This window comes from Streptomyces sp. NPDC079167 (assembly GCF_040686735.1).
Taxonomy (GTDB): Bacteria; Actinomycetota; Actinomycetes; order Streptomycetales; family Streptomycetaceae; genus Streptomyces.
The window spans coordinates 400895-416511 of sequence record NZ_JBFBLO010000001.1; the positions used below are offsets into that span (position 1 = coordinate 400895).

Genomic DNA, 15617 nt, shown 5'->3' on the forward strand with positions numbered 1-15617 from the left:
CGGGGTGATGGGAAGTCGGAAGAGACGGGTCAGGACAGCACGGCCGCAGCGTCGGTGAGCGCGGTCCAGGAGCGGGCTGCGGCCCTCGGGCTGTCGCCGTCCTGGGTGTGCTCCAGGGTCAGCCAGCCGGTGAACCCGCCCGTGCGCAGTGCCGTGAGCAGGGCGGGGAGGCGTGGGTCACCGAGGGTCAGAGGGCCTCTGGTGGTGGGTGCGGCGAGCTGCAGACAGCCGGTGACACCGGCGTGGCTGGTGACGGCCCGGACCGGGTCGATGCCCTCGGCGTCGAGGTGGTGGGTGTCCAGGACCAACCCGGCCGGTGGACCGAGGGAGTCGACGACGGCGAGGGCTTCCTCGGGGGTGTGCCACAGGGAGGTGTTGGCGTGCGACTGGGGCTCCAGCAGGAGTCGGCTGCCGTGATCCGACGCCTCCTCGGCCAGTTGCCGCACGGCGTCGTCGACCCAGATGCGCTGCATGTCCTCCAGCCCGGGCAGGAACGTGCCGCGAGTCTGGCCGAGGGTGACCGGGACCCCGAGCTCTCCGGCCAGACGGGCCGCGCCCCGCAGGCGGAACAGGGCGTGACGGCGTACGTCCGGCGACGGGTCGGCGAGCGTCAGCCCGTTCTGGGCGGAGACCGGCCCGGTGCCGATGCCCAGCACCTTCAGGCCGTCGGCCTCGACGGTGCGCCGCAGGGAGTCGGCGTCGCGTGCTGTGGTCTCACGGACCTGGACCTCCACACCGTCGTAACCGAGCTCGGACAGTCGGCGAACGGCATCGGTGAGCGGTCCGTCGTAGCCGAGCGGCATCGGCGTACGGCAGTCGTCGCCGGAGACGGTGTAGGCCAGCGGCCAGGGGAGCCCGGCGGTCACGGGGCGACCGCCGTGTGCTCCTCGGTGACGAGCAGGCCGCGCAGTTCACGGGCGGCGGCGCCGGCCCCGTCCAGTACGGGTACGCCCAGGAGGGCCGCGAGTGCGTCACCTGCCGGGGTGAGCGAGTACTGCGCCAGCAGGACCGCATCCACATCCGCGCCCCCAGCGGCGCGCAGGGCGTCCGCCAGGTGACGTGCGGCCGCCTCGGCGTCGGCCGCCCCGGCCGCCTCTTCGCTCAAGGCCGTCACCAGGTCGAGGGGGCGGCCCGGACGGACTGCCGGGACGAGCGCTTCGAGCTGGGCGACGGCGGCCGGTACGGCGGGCGGAGTGGATGCGACGACGGCGATGCGCCGGTATGGGCCCAGCAGGGCGGCCTTGAACATCGACTCGTCGGACTTCAGGACGGGCACGTCCCACAGGGCACGAGCGGTGTCCACGACCTCCCCGTACGAGGAGCAGGTCAGCAGTAGTGCCTGGGCGCCGCTGTCCATCACGTGTGCGATCAGGCGGAGCATGCGCCTGCGCAGCGCGTCGGTAAGTCCGCCGGCCGCGCGGGCGTCGTCCAACAGGCGGTCGTCCAGCACGTTCCACACCGTGGCCTGCGGAAACTCCCGTGTGAACGCCTCATGGGCGATGCGGTGCGCGGCGGGCACCGCGTGGATCATGGCGACCAGGGGATGGGGTTGATTCACCGGGTTTTTCCTCTTCCGGTAGGCGGGGACCGGTAAGGGTCCCGACCGCGGGCCCGCTCCGGTCGGCGAGTGAACGCGTGGTGGCAGCAGGCACGGGATGGGGGACGGCACGATTCGTTCCGTTGCCGCGCCGCCACTGTATGACCAACCGGTCAACCGGTCAACCGGTTCGTCGCGTGGGGCGCCCCCGGCCGCCTGGACAGCTCGACGGCCCGCGGGGGCCCGTGCTACGCGTCGCGCTGTTCGAGGGCTTCCATCAGGCGGCGGGACGCGCCTTCCATGTGCCGGGCCATCGCCGCCCGGGCGGCGTCGGCGTCACCCCGGGCGACGGCCTCGTAGATCGGGACATGGTCGTCGTAGGCCACCTCACGGGACCGGACGGCGCCCGTGCGCTCCACCCAGCCACGCTGGACCATGGCGCGCATGCCCTTCAGCACGTCCCTCAGCACCGTGTTTCCGGCCAGTTCGCCAAGGGCCGCGTGGAAGGCGGTGTCCGCTTCGGGGAACTCCTCGTCGGGGCACTCCCGCATCGCCGCCAGGCGGGCCCGCAGCAGTTCGACGCCGGCCTCGTCGCGCTCCCGCGCGGCCAGCCCGGCGACGACCACCTCCAGTTCCGCGCGGGCCTGCACCATGTCGCGCGCACCCCGCTCACCCAGGACGAGCCCCAGTTCGAACAGCCGGTAGAGCACGTCGGAGTCGGTGCCGCGGAAGTACGTGCCGCTGGACTGCCGGATCTCCAGGAGACCGAGGAAGCCGAGCGACTTGATCGCCTCGCGCACGGTGGGCCGGTTCACCCCGAGCATCTCGGTCAGCCGGCGCTCCGAGGGGATGCGGTCGCCGGGCTGGACCTCGCCTGACATCAGGTAGTCGATCAGGCGGCGGGATACCTCGGCGGCCAGCGGTTCGCGCGGCTCGACCGTGATTCTGGCGAGTTCGGCCATCGAATTCCTCACTTCGGTATTGACGTGATGGCCGGATTCTAGTTACCTACCGGCAATCCGGTAAACCGGTTGTCCAGATGGGTTGCGGGTCGAGCCGCCCTCCGGCCACCGCACCAGCCGCCCCGGAATCCACAGCCATGCCCAGGCGCACACCTGACACTCGCACCGGGCCACTGCCCGCGAGTCTGTGCGCCCGCCGAACCGCCGTACAGGAGCTTCACCTGCCATGACCGACCCGTCGCCCGAGCCGAGCACGGTTCCGCGGGTGCTGCCGGTCGCCTCCCGAACCGACACGCCCTGACCCACGCGCCGTCCTGCGCCGCCACTACGACCGGCGGCTCTCAGCCCTGCCCCTAGGAGCAACGATGCTCGCCCTGCTCGGCTTCGCAACCCTGGGCAGCTTTATGCTGCTCGTGATGCGGAAGTACCTCTCCGCGTTCACCGCCATCATGCTCACCCCGATCGCCGCCGCGCTCATCGCCGGCAAGGGCGCGAAGCTCGGCGACATGATCATGAACGGCCTGGAGACGGTCGCGCCCACCGCGTCCCTGCTGCTCTTCGCCGTCCTCTACTTCGGCCTGATGATGGAGGTCAAGCTCTTCGAGCCGATCGTCCAGGCCATCATCCGCGCCACCAAGGGCGACCCGGTCCGTATCGTGGTCGGTACCGCCGTGCTGTCCCTGTGCGTGGCCCTGGACGGTGACGGCACCACCAGCTACATGATCGTCTGCTCGGCATTCCTGCCCATCTACCGGCGCCTGGGTATCAATCCGCTCATCCTCGCCACCCTCGCCGCGATGGCGCTGGGCACCATCTCCGGCACCACTCCCTGGGGCGGCGCCGCCACGCGCGGCATCAGCGTCCTGCACCTGAGCGCCACCGAGTACTTCGTCCACATGCTCGCCCCCATGGCCCTCACCAGCCTGGCCATCATCGCCGTCGCCTACTGGCTCGGCCTGCGCGAACGCGGCAAGCTCGACGCCGAGAAGCTCAACACCTACAAGCTGGAGATAGCCTCCGGCGAGGCGTTCGAGCCGGTCAAGGCCGACTGGCGCATGTGGTTCAACGCCGCCCTCACCGTGGTCCTGATGCTCCTCCTCGTCCTGGAGGTCGCCGACCTCCTGGTGCTGTTCATGGTCGCCTTCGTGATCGCCCTCCTGGTCAACATCCGTGTCATCGGCGATCAGCAGGAGCTCATCAAGCGCCAGGCCGCCAACGCCGTCCCGGTGATGATCCTGGTCCTGGCCGCCGGTGTGTTCACCGGCATCATGACCGACTCCGGCATGATCAAGGCCATGGCGGACGCCGCCTTGTCGATCGTTCCCGAGGGCTGGGGCGATGTCATCCCGCTGTTCACCGCCGTCCTCGCGCTGCCGCTCGGCTTCTTCATGTCGAACGACGCGTACTGGTTCGGTGTGGTGCCCGTCCTGGCCGAGTCCGCCGCGCACTACGGCATCCCCGCGAACGAGATCGCCCGCGCCGGCGCCATCGGCCAGATCCTTCACATGATGGGTCCGACCAGCGCGCCGCTGTGGGTCCTGCTCGGGCTCGTCAAGGCGGAGCTGGGTGACTTCCAGAAGCATGCCCTGCGCTGGGGCATCCTCGTGTCCTTCGCCTACATCGCCTTCGCCGTCCTCACCGGCGCCATCAGCGTCACCTGAGCCCGCGCCACCCGGGCGCCGTGGCGCTGGGCAGGTACGGCCGGGCATGACGGCGACGACGGAGCGCGGCAGGCCGCCAACTCCGGTCACCGGCGCGGTCGACCCCGTGCCGGGCACTCCCTGCCACCCGCACCCGCGAAGCGACGGCACGACCGAGCCGCCGCCGAGATCCGCCGCACCGTCGAACACACCGGAGGAGCCTCCCGATGATCGTTTCCACCAGCCCGACGACAGACGTCGAGCTCGCCCGCTACACCCCGCAGTCGCCCCAGGAGGTCAACGACATCCTTGACGCGGCGGCCTCGGCCCAGGCCGCCTGGCGCCGACACGACATCACCGACCGCACCTCTCTGCTGCGCGAGACGGCACGCGTCCTGCGCGAGGGCCGGGACACCTACGCGGCGCTGATCACCGCCGAGATGGGCAAGCCGATCACCGAGGCGCGCGCCGAGATCGAAAAGTGCGCCACGACCTGCGAGTACTACGCCGAGCACGCCCCGGCCCAGCTCGCGGACCGTCCGGTCGAATCCAACGCCACCGAGAGCGCCGTCGTCTACGACCCGCTGGGCGTGGTGTTGGCGGTCATGCCGTGGAACTACCCCTTCTGGCAGTTCTTCCGGTTCGCCGCTCCGGCTCTGGCAGCAGGCAACGGCACTCTGCTCAAGCACGCCAACAACGTGCCGCAGTGCGCCCTCGCCGTCGAGGAGATCGTCCGCAAGGCCGGCGCCCCCGAGGGCTTGTGCCGAACGCTGCTGATCGAGGTCGACCAGGTCGCCGGTCTCATCGCCGACCCGCGTGTGGCGGCGGTCACCCTCACCGGTTCGACCGAGGTCGGTGCGATCGTCGCCGCCCAGGCCGCAGCCGTGCTGAAGAAGCAGGTCCTCGAACTCGGCGGCTCCGACCCGTTCGTCGTCCTCGCCGATGCCGACATCGCTCAGGCCGCGGCCACCGCCGTCAAGGCCCGCTACGTCAACGTCGGCCAGTCCTGTGTCAACGCCAAGCGGTTCATCGTCGAGGAAGCCGTGGCCGACGAGTTCGCGGCGGCATTCACCGCCGCGGCAGCGGCCCTCAAGGTCGGTGACCCGACCGACCCGGACACCGCGATCGGCCCCATGGCCCGCGCCAACCTGCGCAACACCCTGCACGACCAGGTACGGCGCACCATCGACGCCGGTGCCGTCCTCGTCATCGGCGGCAAGGTCCCTGACGGCCCGGGCTGCTACTACCCGCCCACCGTCCTGGACCACGTCCGGCCGGGTATGGCTGCCTTCGACGAGGAGACCTTCGGACCCGTCGCCGCCATCACCCGCGTCACATCCGCCGACGAGGCCATAACCCTGGCCAACCAGACGGAGTACGGTCTCGGCGCCGCCCTGTGGACGAGCGACCTGGACCGCGCCCGGCGACTCGCCCGGGTCCTCGACGCCGGCGCCGTCTTCATCAACGGAATGGTCGCCTCCGACCCGCGTCTGCCCTTCGGCGGCATCAAGAGGTCCGGCTACGGCCGTGAACTGGGCGCCGAGGGCATCCGCGAATTCGTCAACACCAAAACGGTCTGGACAGGCCCGGCCGCACCGACCGCCTGAACGCCCCTTTCTCATACCCCACGGAGGTCCCTGTGAACTGCCCTCCCGACGAGCCCTGCTTCGCTGCCTTCCCTCCCGCCGTTCTGCGGCCCGCCGAGCTGACCTCCTTCAGTCGCGGCGGCGGTGCCCGCACCATCCCGTTGGTCACCCGAGCCGTCGGCGCCGAGGTCTACCTCACCGGCCAGACCCTCTTCGAAGGCGGTGCCGGCATAGCCCTGCACACCCACAACTGCCCGGAGAGCGTGACCATCCTCGAAGGCGACGCCATCGTGGAGATCGACGGCGTCGAACACCACGTGACCCGCTTCGACACCACCTACGTCGCCGCCGGAACCCCCCACCGTTTCCGCAACGCCTCCGCCACCGAGCCCATGCGGATCCTGTGGATCTACGCATCCGTCGACGCCACCCGCACCCTCGTCGAAACCGGTGTCACCGCGCGGGTCGACGCCGAGCACGACAAAGCCGCCGAAAGCCGCGACTGACACCCCGACGACCCGAGAGAGCAGGAAGGGAACACCACACCCGTGATCACCGAGATCGCCCAGATCGAGATCCACCCGGGCCAGGAGAAGGAATTCGAGGCGGCCGTCGCCAAGGCCCTGCCCTTCTTCCTGGCGGCCGACGGCTGCGACGGAGTCGACCTTCATCGCAGTGTCGAACACCCCTCCCGCTACCGGCTGACGGTCCGGTGGGAGACGGTCGAGCACCACACCGTCGCCTTCCGCACCTCCGAGGGCTTCGCCCGCTGGCGGGCCCTCGCAGGACCTCACTTCGCAGCGACGCCACAGGTCGAACACGTGTACTCCGTCCTCGCACCACGACAGACCGACGGCTGCGACTCACGCGGCGTCGTCCATGTTTCCCCGTAGGCCCAGCGGCACCGCTCGGCCTGCCGACCTGGTGCCACACGGCTGGCCACACTCGCCTCGGCTCTGTCCCTGACGAACGGCACGGTTCCGGGCGGCACGGGCGCCCTGACGGCTTACGCCGCCAGGCGTCGGCCAGTTCGGCGGGAAGACGTCGGCCACTGCGGGTGAATACGACGCCGGATGAGCGAGTTGCGCTCCCCCGCGTCCACCCCGGCCTGCTTCACCCGGTCCCGCACCGCGGTCTCGGCCGGCTGGAAGTCTCTGGCGACCTGCCCGACCGAGCGGTCGCCCTGTCGGCACAGACCGACGATCTCGGCCTTGAACTCCGGCGGGAACGAACGTCGAGGCTTCTTCTCGGCACCTGTCTGGGGGGCCGGGTGAACGGCGCCCTGGTGGAGATGGCCTGAGAGCGCCTGCACCCTCCGGGGTGGACCGAGGTCAGCGCCGTCTGTACCGCCCGCGACGCACGCGGGCAAGGTCACGCCGCCCGCCTGATCGGTGCGCTCGCGGCCTGCGGCGAACGAGCCTTCCTGCATGTGGCCGAGGCGAACACCGGCACGATCGCGTTGTACGAGCGGTCGGTTCCGAGCCGGGCGTACCTCCGAGGCCGGCCGTCAGGGGGTGCGGAAGCCCAGGAAGGTCACACGCCTGCGGCACTGCCGTGGCGCCCACCCGCGGGGCCTGACTGCCTTTGCGTCGGCTGGACGCCGAACTGTCCCGTGACTGACTCCGCCGCTTCTGTCAGGGCCTGCGCCCGGGCGTAGCCGGTCGACGGTGTGCGCGATGAGACAGGGGGGCAGACGCGGGCGGGGCGTTCAGGCTGTGGAGGACCGATTCGGCCTTCCCGGACTGCCCGATCGCTTCTTACGCCGAGGGCTGTTGCCTCGTACCCGGAGGAGGACCATGGTTCCCATGCCGTCGGGTGCCAGAGGAGAAGGCACACACCAGGGCCGGAGGCCACACCCCGGCGATCAGGCGCGCGTCCGCGCCGCCTGCGCCTCAAGCCGCTTGCTCGACCCTGGCCCGGCAGCCGAGATCGACGTACAGGCCGCCTTGAAGGAGAAGCTGGGCCAGGGGATGGAGGAGTACCTGACCTTTGCGCCTGCACCGCCCCTGGCACACCGGGCGATCGAGGCGGACCGCTCCATCGGCCTGGTGCTGCCTTGCCGTGTCGTCGTCCGGTCCGAGGGCGAACGCATCACCACATCATGGTCACTCGGACAGGACAGGACGGCTTCAAGCCCGTCGCGGAGGAAGCCACTCGTCGACTGGACGCCGCCTGTCGGCGCTCGACGCCGGCAAAGAGCAGCACAAGGCGCCGCCGCGCATCGGCAGGCGTCAACCCTGCTCGGCACGATCGCTGCTGATCGATGGTTCCCGATGGGTGAGGCGGGGCGAAGGTTCGCGCTCGACGGCCGTGGGACCGCAGACCACTCATCCCACAGAGAAGGCGTCAAAACCCCAGGTCACGGATGCCCGGAAGAGCACGAGCACGCAGAACGCTGCGCGTTCGCTGCACCGTTGCGGAGCCCACAGACCCCCAGAAAACGCGTTTCCCCAGGTCAGAACGATTCTGCCTGGGGATGCTGGGTGGGGCGGGTGGGACTCGAACCCACGGCCGACGGATTATGAGTCCGCTGCTCTAACCGGCTGAGCTACCGCCCCGTTACGGCGTGGCGCGTACAAGTGTGCGCGCCTTCTGCCGCAGCATAGCCGGTCATACGATCTCCTGCTGCGGATGGTCGGCTTCGCATGACCATGAAGACCGCGCTGCGTGCTGCCCGGTTCCGGGCCGTGCGGAATCACCCCGAAAGAGTCACGGGCCGCCCTGCGCGGGCACACGAAAAAGGGCCCCGAAGGACCCTCTTCCGTATCGCTCCCCCGACTGGACTCGAACCAGTAACCCTCCGGTTAACAGCCGAATGCTCTGCCAATTGAGCTACAGGGGATCGCGCTCCCCCGACTGGACTCGAACCAGTAACCTGCCGGTTAACAGCCGGCTGCTCTGCCAATTGAGCTACAGGGGATTGCTGCGTTGCCTCGAAACGTACCTGCCTGGCGGCTGCCGAGCGGCGCGCGTTCGCTGCGACACATACATTAGCGCAACCAGGGGGGTGCTCCGCCAATCGGTATCTCCCGGGGTGATCCCGGCGTGTGCGGGTAGGCGGGCAGCACACGTCGCACGGAGCGAAGGAAGGGTGGCAGCCATGCGGTACCGGCTCACGTTCATCGCCGGAGTGGCGCTCGGTTACGTGCTCGGCACGCGAGCCGGGCGCGAGCGTTACGAGCAGCTCAAGAAGGCCGCGCAGACGCTGGCCGAGAACCCCGCTGTGCGGAACGCGGCGGAGTCCGCCGCGCACGGCGGCCGGGACTTCGCCGGCAAGGCGTACCACTCGGTGAGCGAGAAGGTCGGGGACAAGGTCCCCGTCTCCGTCTCCGACCGGGTGCGCTCGCTGCGGGAGCGCAACGGCCACGGCGCCGCCGACGACTGGGGGACGACGAACACCTGAGGCCGGTTCCGTACCGGGCACCCGCCCGGTACGGAACGGTCCGCGTACACGACTGTCTCCGGGTGCGGCAGAATCGTCTCCATGGGCATAGTGGCCGGCTTGGACAGTTCATCCGCCTTCACGCACATCGTCGTCTGCGACACGGACACCGGTGCGGTGCTGCGGCAGGGGTACGCCGCGCATCCCATCGAGGCCAAGTCCTCGGAGGTGGATCCGCAGGCGTGGCTGCTCTCCCTCGGGGAGGCGGCCTCCGGAGGGCTGCTCGAAGGCGTGCAGGCCATCGGTGTGTCCGCGCAGCAGCACGGGCTGGTTCCACTGGATCACCAGGGCAATCTCGTACGGCCGGCGCTCCTCGGCAACGACCGGCGGGCGCAGGCCGCCGCGGCGGATCTGATCGACGGGCTCGGCGGGCGGCAGTCCTGGGCCGAGGCCGTGGGGGCCGTGCCGCAGGCCGCGCAGCCCGTGGCGAAGCTCCGCTGGCTGGTGCGGTCGGAGCCGGAGAACGCCCAGCGCGTCGCCGCCGTCCTGCAGCCGCACGACTGGCTGGTGTGGCAGCTCCTCGGCCGGCCCGCCCGGCGTACGACCGACCGCGGTGCCGCGTCCGGCACCGGTTACTGGTCGGCGGGGACCGGGTCCTACCGGCCCGATCTCGTGGAACTCGCGCTCGGCCACCAGGCCGCACTGCCCGAGGTCCTCGGCCCGGCCGACGCCGCGGGGACGACTCCGGAGGGCCTGCTGATCTCGGCGGGCACCGGCGAGACGATGGCCGCGGCCTTCGGGCTGGGCGTCGCGGTCGGGGACGCCGTGGTGTCGCTGGGCGCCTCCGGTTCGGTGATGGCCGTGCACCACGAGGCGCTGGCCGACCCCACGGGGATGATCACCTCCTTCGCCGACGCGACCGGGATGCATCTGCCGGTCGTCCACACGTCGAACGCGGTACGCGCGCTGCGCGGCACGGCCGAGATGCTGGGCCTGGAGGGCCTCGACGAGTTGTCCGCGCTGGCGCTGAAGTCGACGCCGGGCTCCTCGGGGCTCGTCCTGCTCCCCTATCTGGAGGGTGAGCGCACCCCGCACCTGCCGCACACCGCGGGCACGCTGAGCGGGCTGCGGCGCGAGTCGATGAAGCCCGAGCACCTGGCGCGGGCGTCCTTCGAGGGGATGCTGTGTTCGCTGGCCGATGCCCTGGACGTGCTGCGGGACCGGGGTGTGGAGGTGCGGCGGGTGTTCCTGCTGGGCGCCGCCGCCGAACTGCCCGCCGTGCGGGAGCTGGCGCCCGCGTTGTTCGGGACCCAGGTCGTCGTGCCGCAGCCCGCCGAGTACGCGGCGCTGGGCGCGGCGCGGCAGGCGGCGTGGGCTCTCGGGGTCGCGGAGGGGAAGCTCGACCCGCGTACTCCCCCGGCCTGGCAGGGCGCGGCCGCGCAGGTGCTGGAGCCGGGTGAGGAGCTCGCCGTGGGCCGCGCGGTACGCCAGCAGTACGGGGCGACGAGGGATCAGATCCACCCCGGGGCGTTCGGCGGGACCGCCTGAGCGGAGCGGTCCCGTGATTTGACCGGGACTTGGACAAATGCGTTGGCAGTCGGGGTGGGGGGTGCCGGAGTATGGACCGGCCTCTGCCCTCGCCGACTCCGAGAGACTCGTGTGCTCATAAAACTCCTGCGGACCTGTCTGGGTCCGTACAGACGTCCCATCGTGCTGCTGGTGCTCCTCCAACTGCTGCAGACCTGCGCGAGCCTCTATCTGCCCAGCCTCAACGCGGACATCATCGACAACGGTGTCGTGAAGGGTGACACGGGTTACATCCTGGAGTTCGGCGGCGTGATGATCGCCGTCAGCGTCGCCCAGATCGTCTGCAACGTCGGGGCGGTCTACTACGGCGCCCGGACGGCTTCCGCCCTGGGACGCGATGTGCGGGCGTCCGTGTTCAACAGGGTGCAGTCGTTCTCCGCCCGCGAGGTGGGGCGGTTCGGGGCGCCCTCGCTGATCACCCGTACGACCAATGACGTGCAGCAGGTCCAGATGCTCGTCCTGATGGCTTTCACCCTGATGGTGTCGGCGCCCATCATGTGTGTCGGCGGCGTCGTCATGGCGCTCGGCCAGGACGTCCCGCTGTCGGCGGTGCTGCTGGCCGTGCTGCCTGTGCTCGGCATCTCGGTGAGCCTTATCGTGCGCAGGATGCGGCCGCTGTTCCGCACGATGCAGGAGCGGCTGGACACGGTGAACCGTGTGCTGCGTGAGCAGATCACCGGCAACCGCGTGATCCGCGCCTTCATCCGTGACCGCTACGAGGAGGAACGCTTCCGCGGCGCCAACACGGAGCTCACGGGCGTCGCGGTGTCGACGGGCCGGCTGATGGCCCTGATGTTCCCGACGGTGATGACCGTGGTGAACCTGTCCTCCATCGCCGTGGTCTGGTTCGGGGCGCACCGCATCGACAGCGGCGGGATGCAGATCGGGGCGCTGACCGCGTTCCTCGCGTATCTGATGCAGATCGTCATGTCGGTGATGATGGCCACCTTCATGTTCATCATGGTGCCGCGCGCCGAGGTCTGCGCCGAGCGCATCCAGGAGGTGCTGGAGACCGAGTCGAGCGTGGTGCCGCCCACGGCCCCGGTCACGAAGCTGCTCAAGCACGGTCATCTGGAGATACGGGGCGCGGAGTTCCGCTTCCCGGGTGCCGAGGAGCCGGTGCTGCGCTCGGTCGATCTCGTGGCGCGGCCCGGGGAGACGACCGCGATCATCGGGTCGACGGGCAGCGGGAAGTCGACGCTGCTCGGGCTCGTACCGCGGCTGTTCGACGCGACGGACGGCGAGGTGCTCGTCGACGGTACGGACGTGCGGACGCTGGATCCGGTCCTGCTGGCGAAGACGGTGAGCCTGGTCCCGCAGAAGCCCTACCTGTTCTCGGGGACGGTCGCGACGAATCTGCGCTACGGCAATCCGGACGCGACCGACGAGGAGCTGTGGCACGCGCTGGAGGTGGCGCAGGCGAAGGACTTCGTGGAGCGGCTGGAGCACGGTCTCGACGCGCCGATCGCCCAGGGCGGCACCAATGTCTCCGGCGGCCAGCGGCAGCGGCTCGCGATCGCGCGGACGCTGGTGCAGCAGCCGGAGATCTATCTCTTCGACGACTCGTTCTCGGCGCTGGACTACGCGACGGACGCCGCGCTGCGCGGTGCGCTGTCCCGCGAGACGGCGGGGGCGACCGTGGTGATCGTGGCGCAGCGGGTGTCCACGATCCGTGACGCCGACCGGATCCTGGTGCTCGACGAGGGCCGGGTCGTCGGGACGGGCAGCCATCACGAGCTGATGAACGGCAACGAAACCTACCGGGAGATCGTGCTCTCCCAGCTGACGGAAGCGGAGGCCGCCTGATGGCAGGGCCGGGCGGACGGATGATGGCAGGGCCCACGGAACGGTCCATGGACTTCAAGGGGTCGGGGAAGCGGCTCCTGAGGCGGTTCAGCAAGGAGAAGTCCTCGCTGTATCTGATGCTGGGCGCGGGAACCCTGAGTGTGGCGCTCTCCGTCGTGGGGCCCAAGATCCTCGGCGGGGCCACCGACCTGATCTTCGCGGGTGTCGTCGGACGGCAGATGCCGGACGGCACGACGAAGGAGCAGGCCATCGACGGCCTGCGCGAGCGGGGCGACGGCGGACTCGCCGACATGCTGACCGGGGTGGACTTCACCCCCGGCGACGGCATCGACTTCGGCGCGGTGGGCCAGGTCCTGCTGGCGGCGCTGGTGGTGTACGTCGGCGCCGGGCTGATGATGCTGGTGTCGACCCGGCTGTCGATCCGGGTGATCAACCGGGTCGTCTTCCAGCTGCGCGAGGATCTGCAGACCAAGCTGGCGCGGCTCCCGCTCTCCTACTTCGACCGGCAGCAGCGCGGTGAGGTGCTGAGCCGGGCGACGAACGACATCGACAACATCTCGCAGACGATGCAGCAGACGATGGGCCAGCTCATCAACTCCCTGCTCACCATCGTCGGCGTAGTGATCATGATGTTCTGGATCTCGCCGCTGCTCGCCCTGGTGGCGCTGGTGACGATCCCGCTGTCCGTCTTCGTCGCGGCCCGGGTGGGCAAGCGGTCGCAGCCGCACTTCGTGGCGCAGTGGAAGGTGACGGGCAGGCTCAACGCGCACATCGAGGAGATGTACACCGGCCACGCCCTGGTGAAGGTCTTCGGGCGGCAGGAGGAGTCCGCGAAGGACTTCGCCGAGCAGAACGACGCGCTGTACGAGGCGGGGTTTAAGGCCCAGTTCAACAGCGGGATCATGCAGCCGCTGATGATGTTCGTGTCGAATCTGAACTACGTGCTGGTCGCGGTCGTCGGCGGTCTGCGGGTGGCGTCGGGCGCGCTGTCGATCGGTGACGTGCAGGCCTTCATCCAGTACTCACGGCAGTTCTCGATGCCGCTGACGCAGGTCGCGTCGATGGCGAACCTGGTGCAGTCGGGCATCGCGTCCGCGGAGCGGGTCTTCGGGCTGCTGGACGCCGAGGAGCAGGAGCCCGACCCGGACCCGGCGGAGCGGCCCCAGGAGCGGCGCGGCAGCGTCTCGCTGGAGAACGTGTCCTTCCGCTACGACCCGGAGAAACCCCTGATCGAGGATCTTTCGCTGAGCGTGGAGCCCGGACACACGGTCGCCATCGTCGGCCCGACCGGCGCCGGCAAGACGACGCTGGTCAACCTGCTGATGCGGTTCTACGAGGTGACGGGCGGCCGGATCGTCCTGGACGGGGTCGACGCGGCGAAGATGTCGCGTGACGAACTCCGCTCGGGCATAGGCATGGTGCTCCAGGACACCTGGCTGTTCGGCGGCACGATCGCGGAGAACATCGCCTACGGCGCGTCGCGCGAGGTCACCCGGGAGGAGATCGAGGAGGCGGCGCGGGCGGCCCACGCCGATCGCTTCGTCCGTACCTTGCCCGACGGTTACGACACGGTGATCGACGACGACGGAGCCGGGGTCAGCGCGGGTGAGAAGCAGCTGATCACGATCGCGCGGGCGTTCCTGTCGGACCCGGTCATCCTGGTGCTCGACGAGGCCACCAGCTCGGTGGACACCCGGACCGAGGTGCTGATCCAGAAGGCGATGGCGCGGCTGGCCCACGGCCGTACGAGCTTCGTGATCGCGCACCGGCTCTCCACCATCCGGGACGCGGACGTGATCCTGGTGATGGAGAACGGCTCGATCGTCGAACAGGGCACGCACGAGGGGCTGCTGGCCGCCGAGGGGGCGTACGCCCGGCTGTACGCCGCGCAGTTCGCGGAGGCGCTGGCCGAGATCGACTGACCGGGGCGGGCCGGCCCGGTCCGGGTGGGCGCGGGCCAGTCCGGCTCGGGCCATGGGGCGCGGGCCGGCCCGGGGCTCAGTCGAGGTAGCCGCGGAGCTGGTCTGCGAAGGCGTGGTCCCGCAGCTTGTCGAGCGTCTTGGACTCGATCTGGCGGATGCGTTCACGTGTCACGCCGAAGATCCTTCCGATCTCCTCGAGCGTGCGGGGCCGCCCGTCGTCGAGCCCGTAGCGAAGCTGGACGACCTTCCTCTCCCGCTCCCCGAGGGTGGAGAGCACCGCCTCCAGGTGTTCGCGCAGCAGGAGGAAGGCCGCGGTCTCCACGGGTGAGGCGGCGTCCCCGTCCTCGATGAGGTCGCCGAAGGCGACGTCATCCTCCTCGCCGACGGGGGCGTGCAGGGAGACGGGTTCCTGGGCGAGGCGCCGGATCTCGACGACCCGTTCGGGCGTCAGGTCGAGCTGGGCCGCGACCTCTTCGGCGGTGGGTTCGTAGCCGCGCTCCTGGAGCAGACGGCGCTGGACGCGCACGACCCGGTTGATCAGTTCGACGACATGTACGGGGACTCTTATGGTCCTGGCCTGGTCGGCCAGCGCGCGGGACATCGCCTGGCGGATCCACCACGTCGCGTACGTCGAGAATTTGTAGCCCCGGGCGTAGTCGAACTTCTCGACCGCCCTGATCAGTCCGAGGTTTCCCTCCTGGACCAGGTCGAGCATGGTCAGGCCCCGGCCCACGTAGCGCTTGGCCACGGAGACCACGAGGCGGAGGTTGGCCTCGATGAGCCGGCGCTTCGCCATCCGCCCCATGACCACGAGCCGGTCCAGATCGACGGCGAGCCGGGAGTCGGGGTCCGGGGTGGAGGCTAGCCGCTCCTCGGCGAAGAGCCCCGCCTCGACACGGCGGGCGAGTTCCACCTCCTCGGCGGCGCTGAGCAGCGGTATCCGCCCGATCTCCCGTAAGTACTGGCGGAAGAGGTCGGAGGTCGGGCCGCCCGGTTCCGGGCGGCTGCGCGGTCCCGACGCCTCCGGGGGCTCCACCGGTTCCTCCAGCACCGCTAGGGGCGCGCCCGCCGTCTCCGGGTGACGTGTGACCCGGTTCTGCGCTGGGATCGCCGGGACATGCTCGGTCGTGGTCGGCACGGTCCGGGTCTGCACGGGGGCGACCTCCAGGTGATCGCTGGCGGACCGCGGGGATGG

General features: G+C 70.1%; 12 protein-coding genes, 3 tRNA genes and 2 pseudogenes. 10 read left to right on the forward strand and 7 right to left on the reverse strand.

Going from position 1 to position 15617, the window contains the following annotated elements:
- Positions 1–29: 29 nt before the first annotated feature.
- The 3 genes from AB0P41_RS01925 to AB0P41_RS01935 form a co-directional block, all read right to left on the reverse strand.
- Positions 30–866, reverse strand: a complete 837-nt coding sequence (locus tag AB0P41_RS01925; protein ID WP_365929477.1) for a sugar phosphate isomerase/epimerase — start codon at positions 864–866, stop codon at positions 30–32.
- Positions 863–1558, reverse strand: a complete 696-nt coding sequence (locus AB0P41_RS01930; RefSeq protein ID WP_356707620.1) for an aspartate/glutamate racemase family protein — start codon at positions 1556–1558, stop codon at positions 863–865. The genes AB0P41_RS01925 and AB0P41_RS01930 overlap by 4 nt, the downstream gene beginning before the upstream one ends.
- A gap of 227 nt (positions 1559–1785) precedes the next feature.
- Positions 1786–2499, reverse strand: a complete 714-nt coding sequence (locus tag AB0P41_RS01935; RefSeq protein WP_356707621.1) for an FCD domain-containing protein — start codon at positions 2497–2499, stop codon at positions 1786–1788.
- A 365-nt stretch (positions 2500–2864) separates the two neighbouring features.
- Here AB0P41_RS01935 and AB0P41_RS01940 point away from each other — a divergent pair, with 365 nt between their 5' ends.
- From AB0P41_RS01940 to AB0P41_RS01965, 6 genes and pseudogenes are all read left to right on the forward strand, one after another.
- Positions 2865–4160 (forward strand): citrate:proton symporter, encoded by a 1296-nt coding sequence (locus tag AB0P41_RS01940; protein WP_356707622.1) that lies wholly within the window; start codon positions 2865–2867, stop codon positions 4158–4160.
- A 206-nt stretch (positions 4161–4366) separates the two neighbouring features.
- The gene (locus AB0P41_RS01945; RefSeq protein WP_365929480.1) at positions 4367–5746 is read left to right on the forward strand and encodes an NAD-dependent succinate-semialdehyde dehydrogenase; all 1380 of its coding nucleotides are present in this window, start codon (positions 4367–4369) and stop codon (positions 5744–5746) included.
- A gap of 32 nt (positions 5747–5778) precedes the next feature.
- The gene (locus AB0P41_RS01950) at positions 5779–6231 is read left to right on the forward strand and encodes a cupin domain-containing protein (RefSeq protein ID WP_356707624.1); all 453 of its coding nucleotides are present in this window, start codon (positions 5779–5781) and stop codon (positions 6229–6231) included.
- 42 nt (positions 6232–6273) lie between these two features.
- Complete coding sequence (locus AB0P41_RS01955) at positions 6274–6618, forward strand: antibiotic biosynthesis monooxygenase family protein (protein WP_356707625.1); 345 nt, start codon at positions 6274–6276, stop codon at positions 6616–6618.
- A 353-nt stretch (positions 6619–6971) separates the two neighbouring features.
- Positions 6972–7196, forward strand: a pseudogene (locus tag AB0P41_RS01960) (GNAT family N-acetyltransferase); the annotation flags it as partial.
- A gap of 334 nt (positions 7197–7530) precedes the next feature.
- Positions 7531–7985: pseudogene (locus AB0P41_RS01965) on the forward strand (DUF302 domain-containing protein).
- 224 nt (positions 7986–8209) lie between these two features.
- On the opposite strand, the gene AB0P41_RS01970 reads toward AB0P41_RS01965, so the two are convergent.
- The 3 genes from AB0P41_RS01970 to AB0P41_RS01980 all read right to left on the reverse strand — a co-directional run bounded on the left by AB0P41_RS01970 (position 8210) and on the right by AB0P41_RS01980 (position 8645).
- A tRNA-Ile gene (locus AB0P41_RS01970) sits at positions 8210–8283 on the reverse strand.
- Between the two features lie 211 nt (positions 8284–8494).
- Positions 8495–8567, reverse strand: a tRNA-Asn gene (locus AB0P41_RS01975).
- Positions 8568–8572: 5 nt separating this feature from the next.
- Positions 8573–8645, reverse strand: a tRNA-Asn gene (locus AB0P41_RS01980).
- Positions 8646–8825: 180 nt separating this feature from the next.
- Between AB0P41_RS01980 and AB0P41_RS01985 the strand changes: the two genes are divergently transcribed.
- The 4 genes from AB0P41_RS01985 (at position 8826) to AB0P41_RS02000 (ending at position 14422) form a co-directional block, all read left to right on the forward strand.
- Entirely contained in the window at positions 8826–9128 is a 303-nt protein-coding gene (locus AB0P41_RS01985; protein WP_365929481.1) for a YtxH domain-containing protein, read from the forward strand.
- A gap of 81 nt (positions 9129–9209) precedes the next feature.
- Positions 9210–10655 (forward strand): FGGY family carbohydrate kinase, encoded by a 1446-nt coding sequence (locus AB0P41_RS01990; protein ID WP_365929483.1) that lies wholly within the window; start codon positions 9210–9212, stop codon positions 10653–10655.
- Positions 10656–10766: 111 nt separating this feature from the next.
- On the forward strand, positions 10767–12500 hold the full coding sequence (locus AB0P41_RS01995; RefSeq protein WP_356707628.1) for an ABC transporter ATP-binding protein: 1734 nt from the start codon (positions 10767–10769) through the stop codon (positions 12498–12500).
- Complete coding sequence (locus tag AB0P41_RS02000) at positions 12500–14422, forward strand: ABC transporter ATP-binding protein (protein ID WP_356707629.1); 1923 nt, start codon at positions 12500–12502, stop codon at positions 14420–14422. The genes AB0P41_RS01995 and AB0P41_RS02000 overlap by 1 nt, the downstream gene beginning before the upstream one ends.
- A 76-nt stretch (positions 14423–14498) precedes the next feature.
- On the opposite strand, the gene AB0P41_RS02005 is transcribed toward AB0P41_RS02000, so the two are convergent.
- Positions 14499–15575 (reverse strand): RNA polymerase sigma factor, encoded by a 1077-nt coding sequence (locus AB0P41_RS02005; protein WP_365929485.1) that lies wholly within the window; start codon positions 15573–15575, stop codon positions 14499–14501.
- Positions 15576–15617 lie beyond the last annotated feature (42 nt).

Bases quoted from the DNA above. Each gene is read 5' to 3' on its own strand.
- AB0P41_RS01940 (WP_356707622.1), top strand. From the start codon at position 2,865: ATGCTCGCCCTGCTCGGCTTCGCAACCCTGGGCAGCTTTATGCTGCTC.
- AB0P41_RS01935 (WP_356707621.1), bottom strand. From the start codon at position 2,499: ATGGCCGAACTCGCCAGAATCACGGTCGAGCCGCGCGAACCGCTGGCC.
- AB0P41_RS01990 (WP_365929483.1), top strand. From the start codon at position 9,210: ATGGGCATAGTGGCCGGCTTGGACAGTTCATCCGCCTTCACGCACATC.
- AB0P41_RS01985 (WP_365929481.1), top strand. From the start codon at position 8,826: ATGCGGTACCGGCTCACGTTCATCGCCGGAGTGGCGCTCGGTTACGTG.
- AB0P41_RS02000 (WP_356707629.1), top strand. From the start codon at position 12,500: ATGGCAGGGCCGGGCGGACGGATGATGGCAGGGCCCACGGAACGGTCC.
- AB0P41_RS01945 (WP_365929480.1), top strand. From the start codon at position 4,367: ATGATCGTTTCCACCAGCCCGACGACAGACGTCGAGCTCGCCCGCTAC.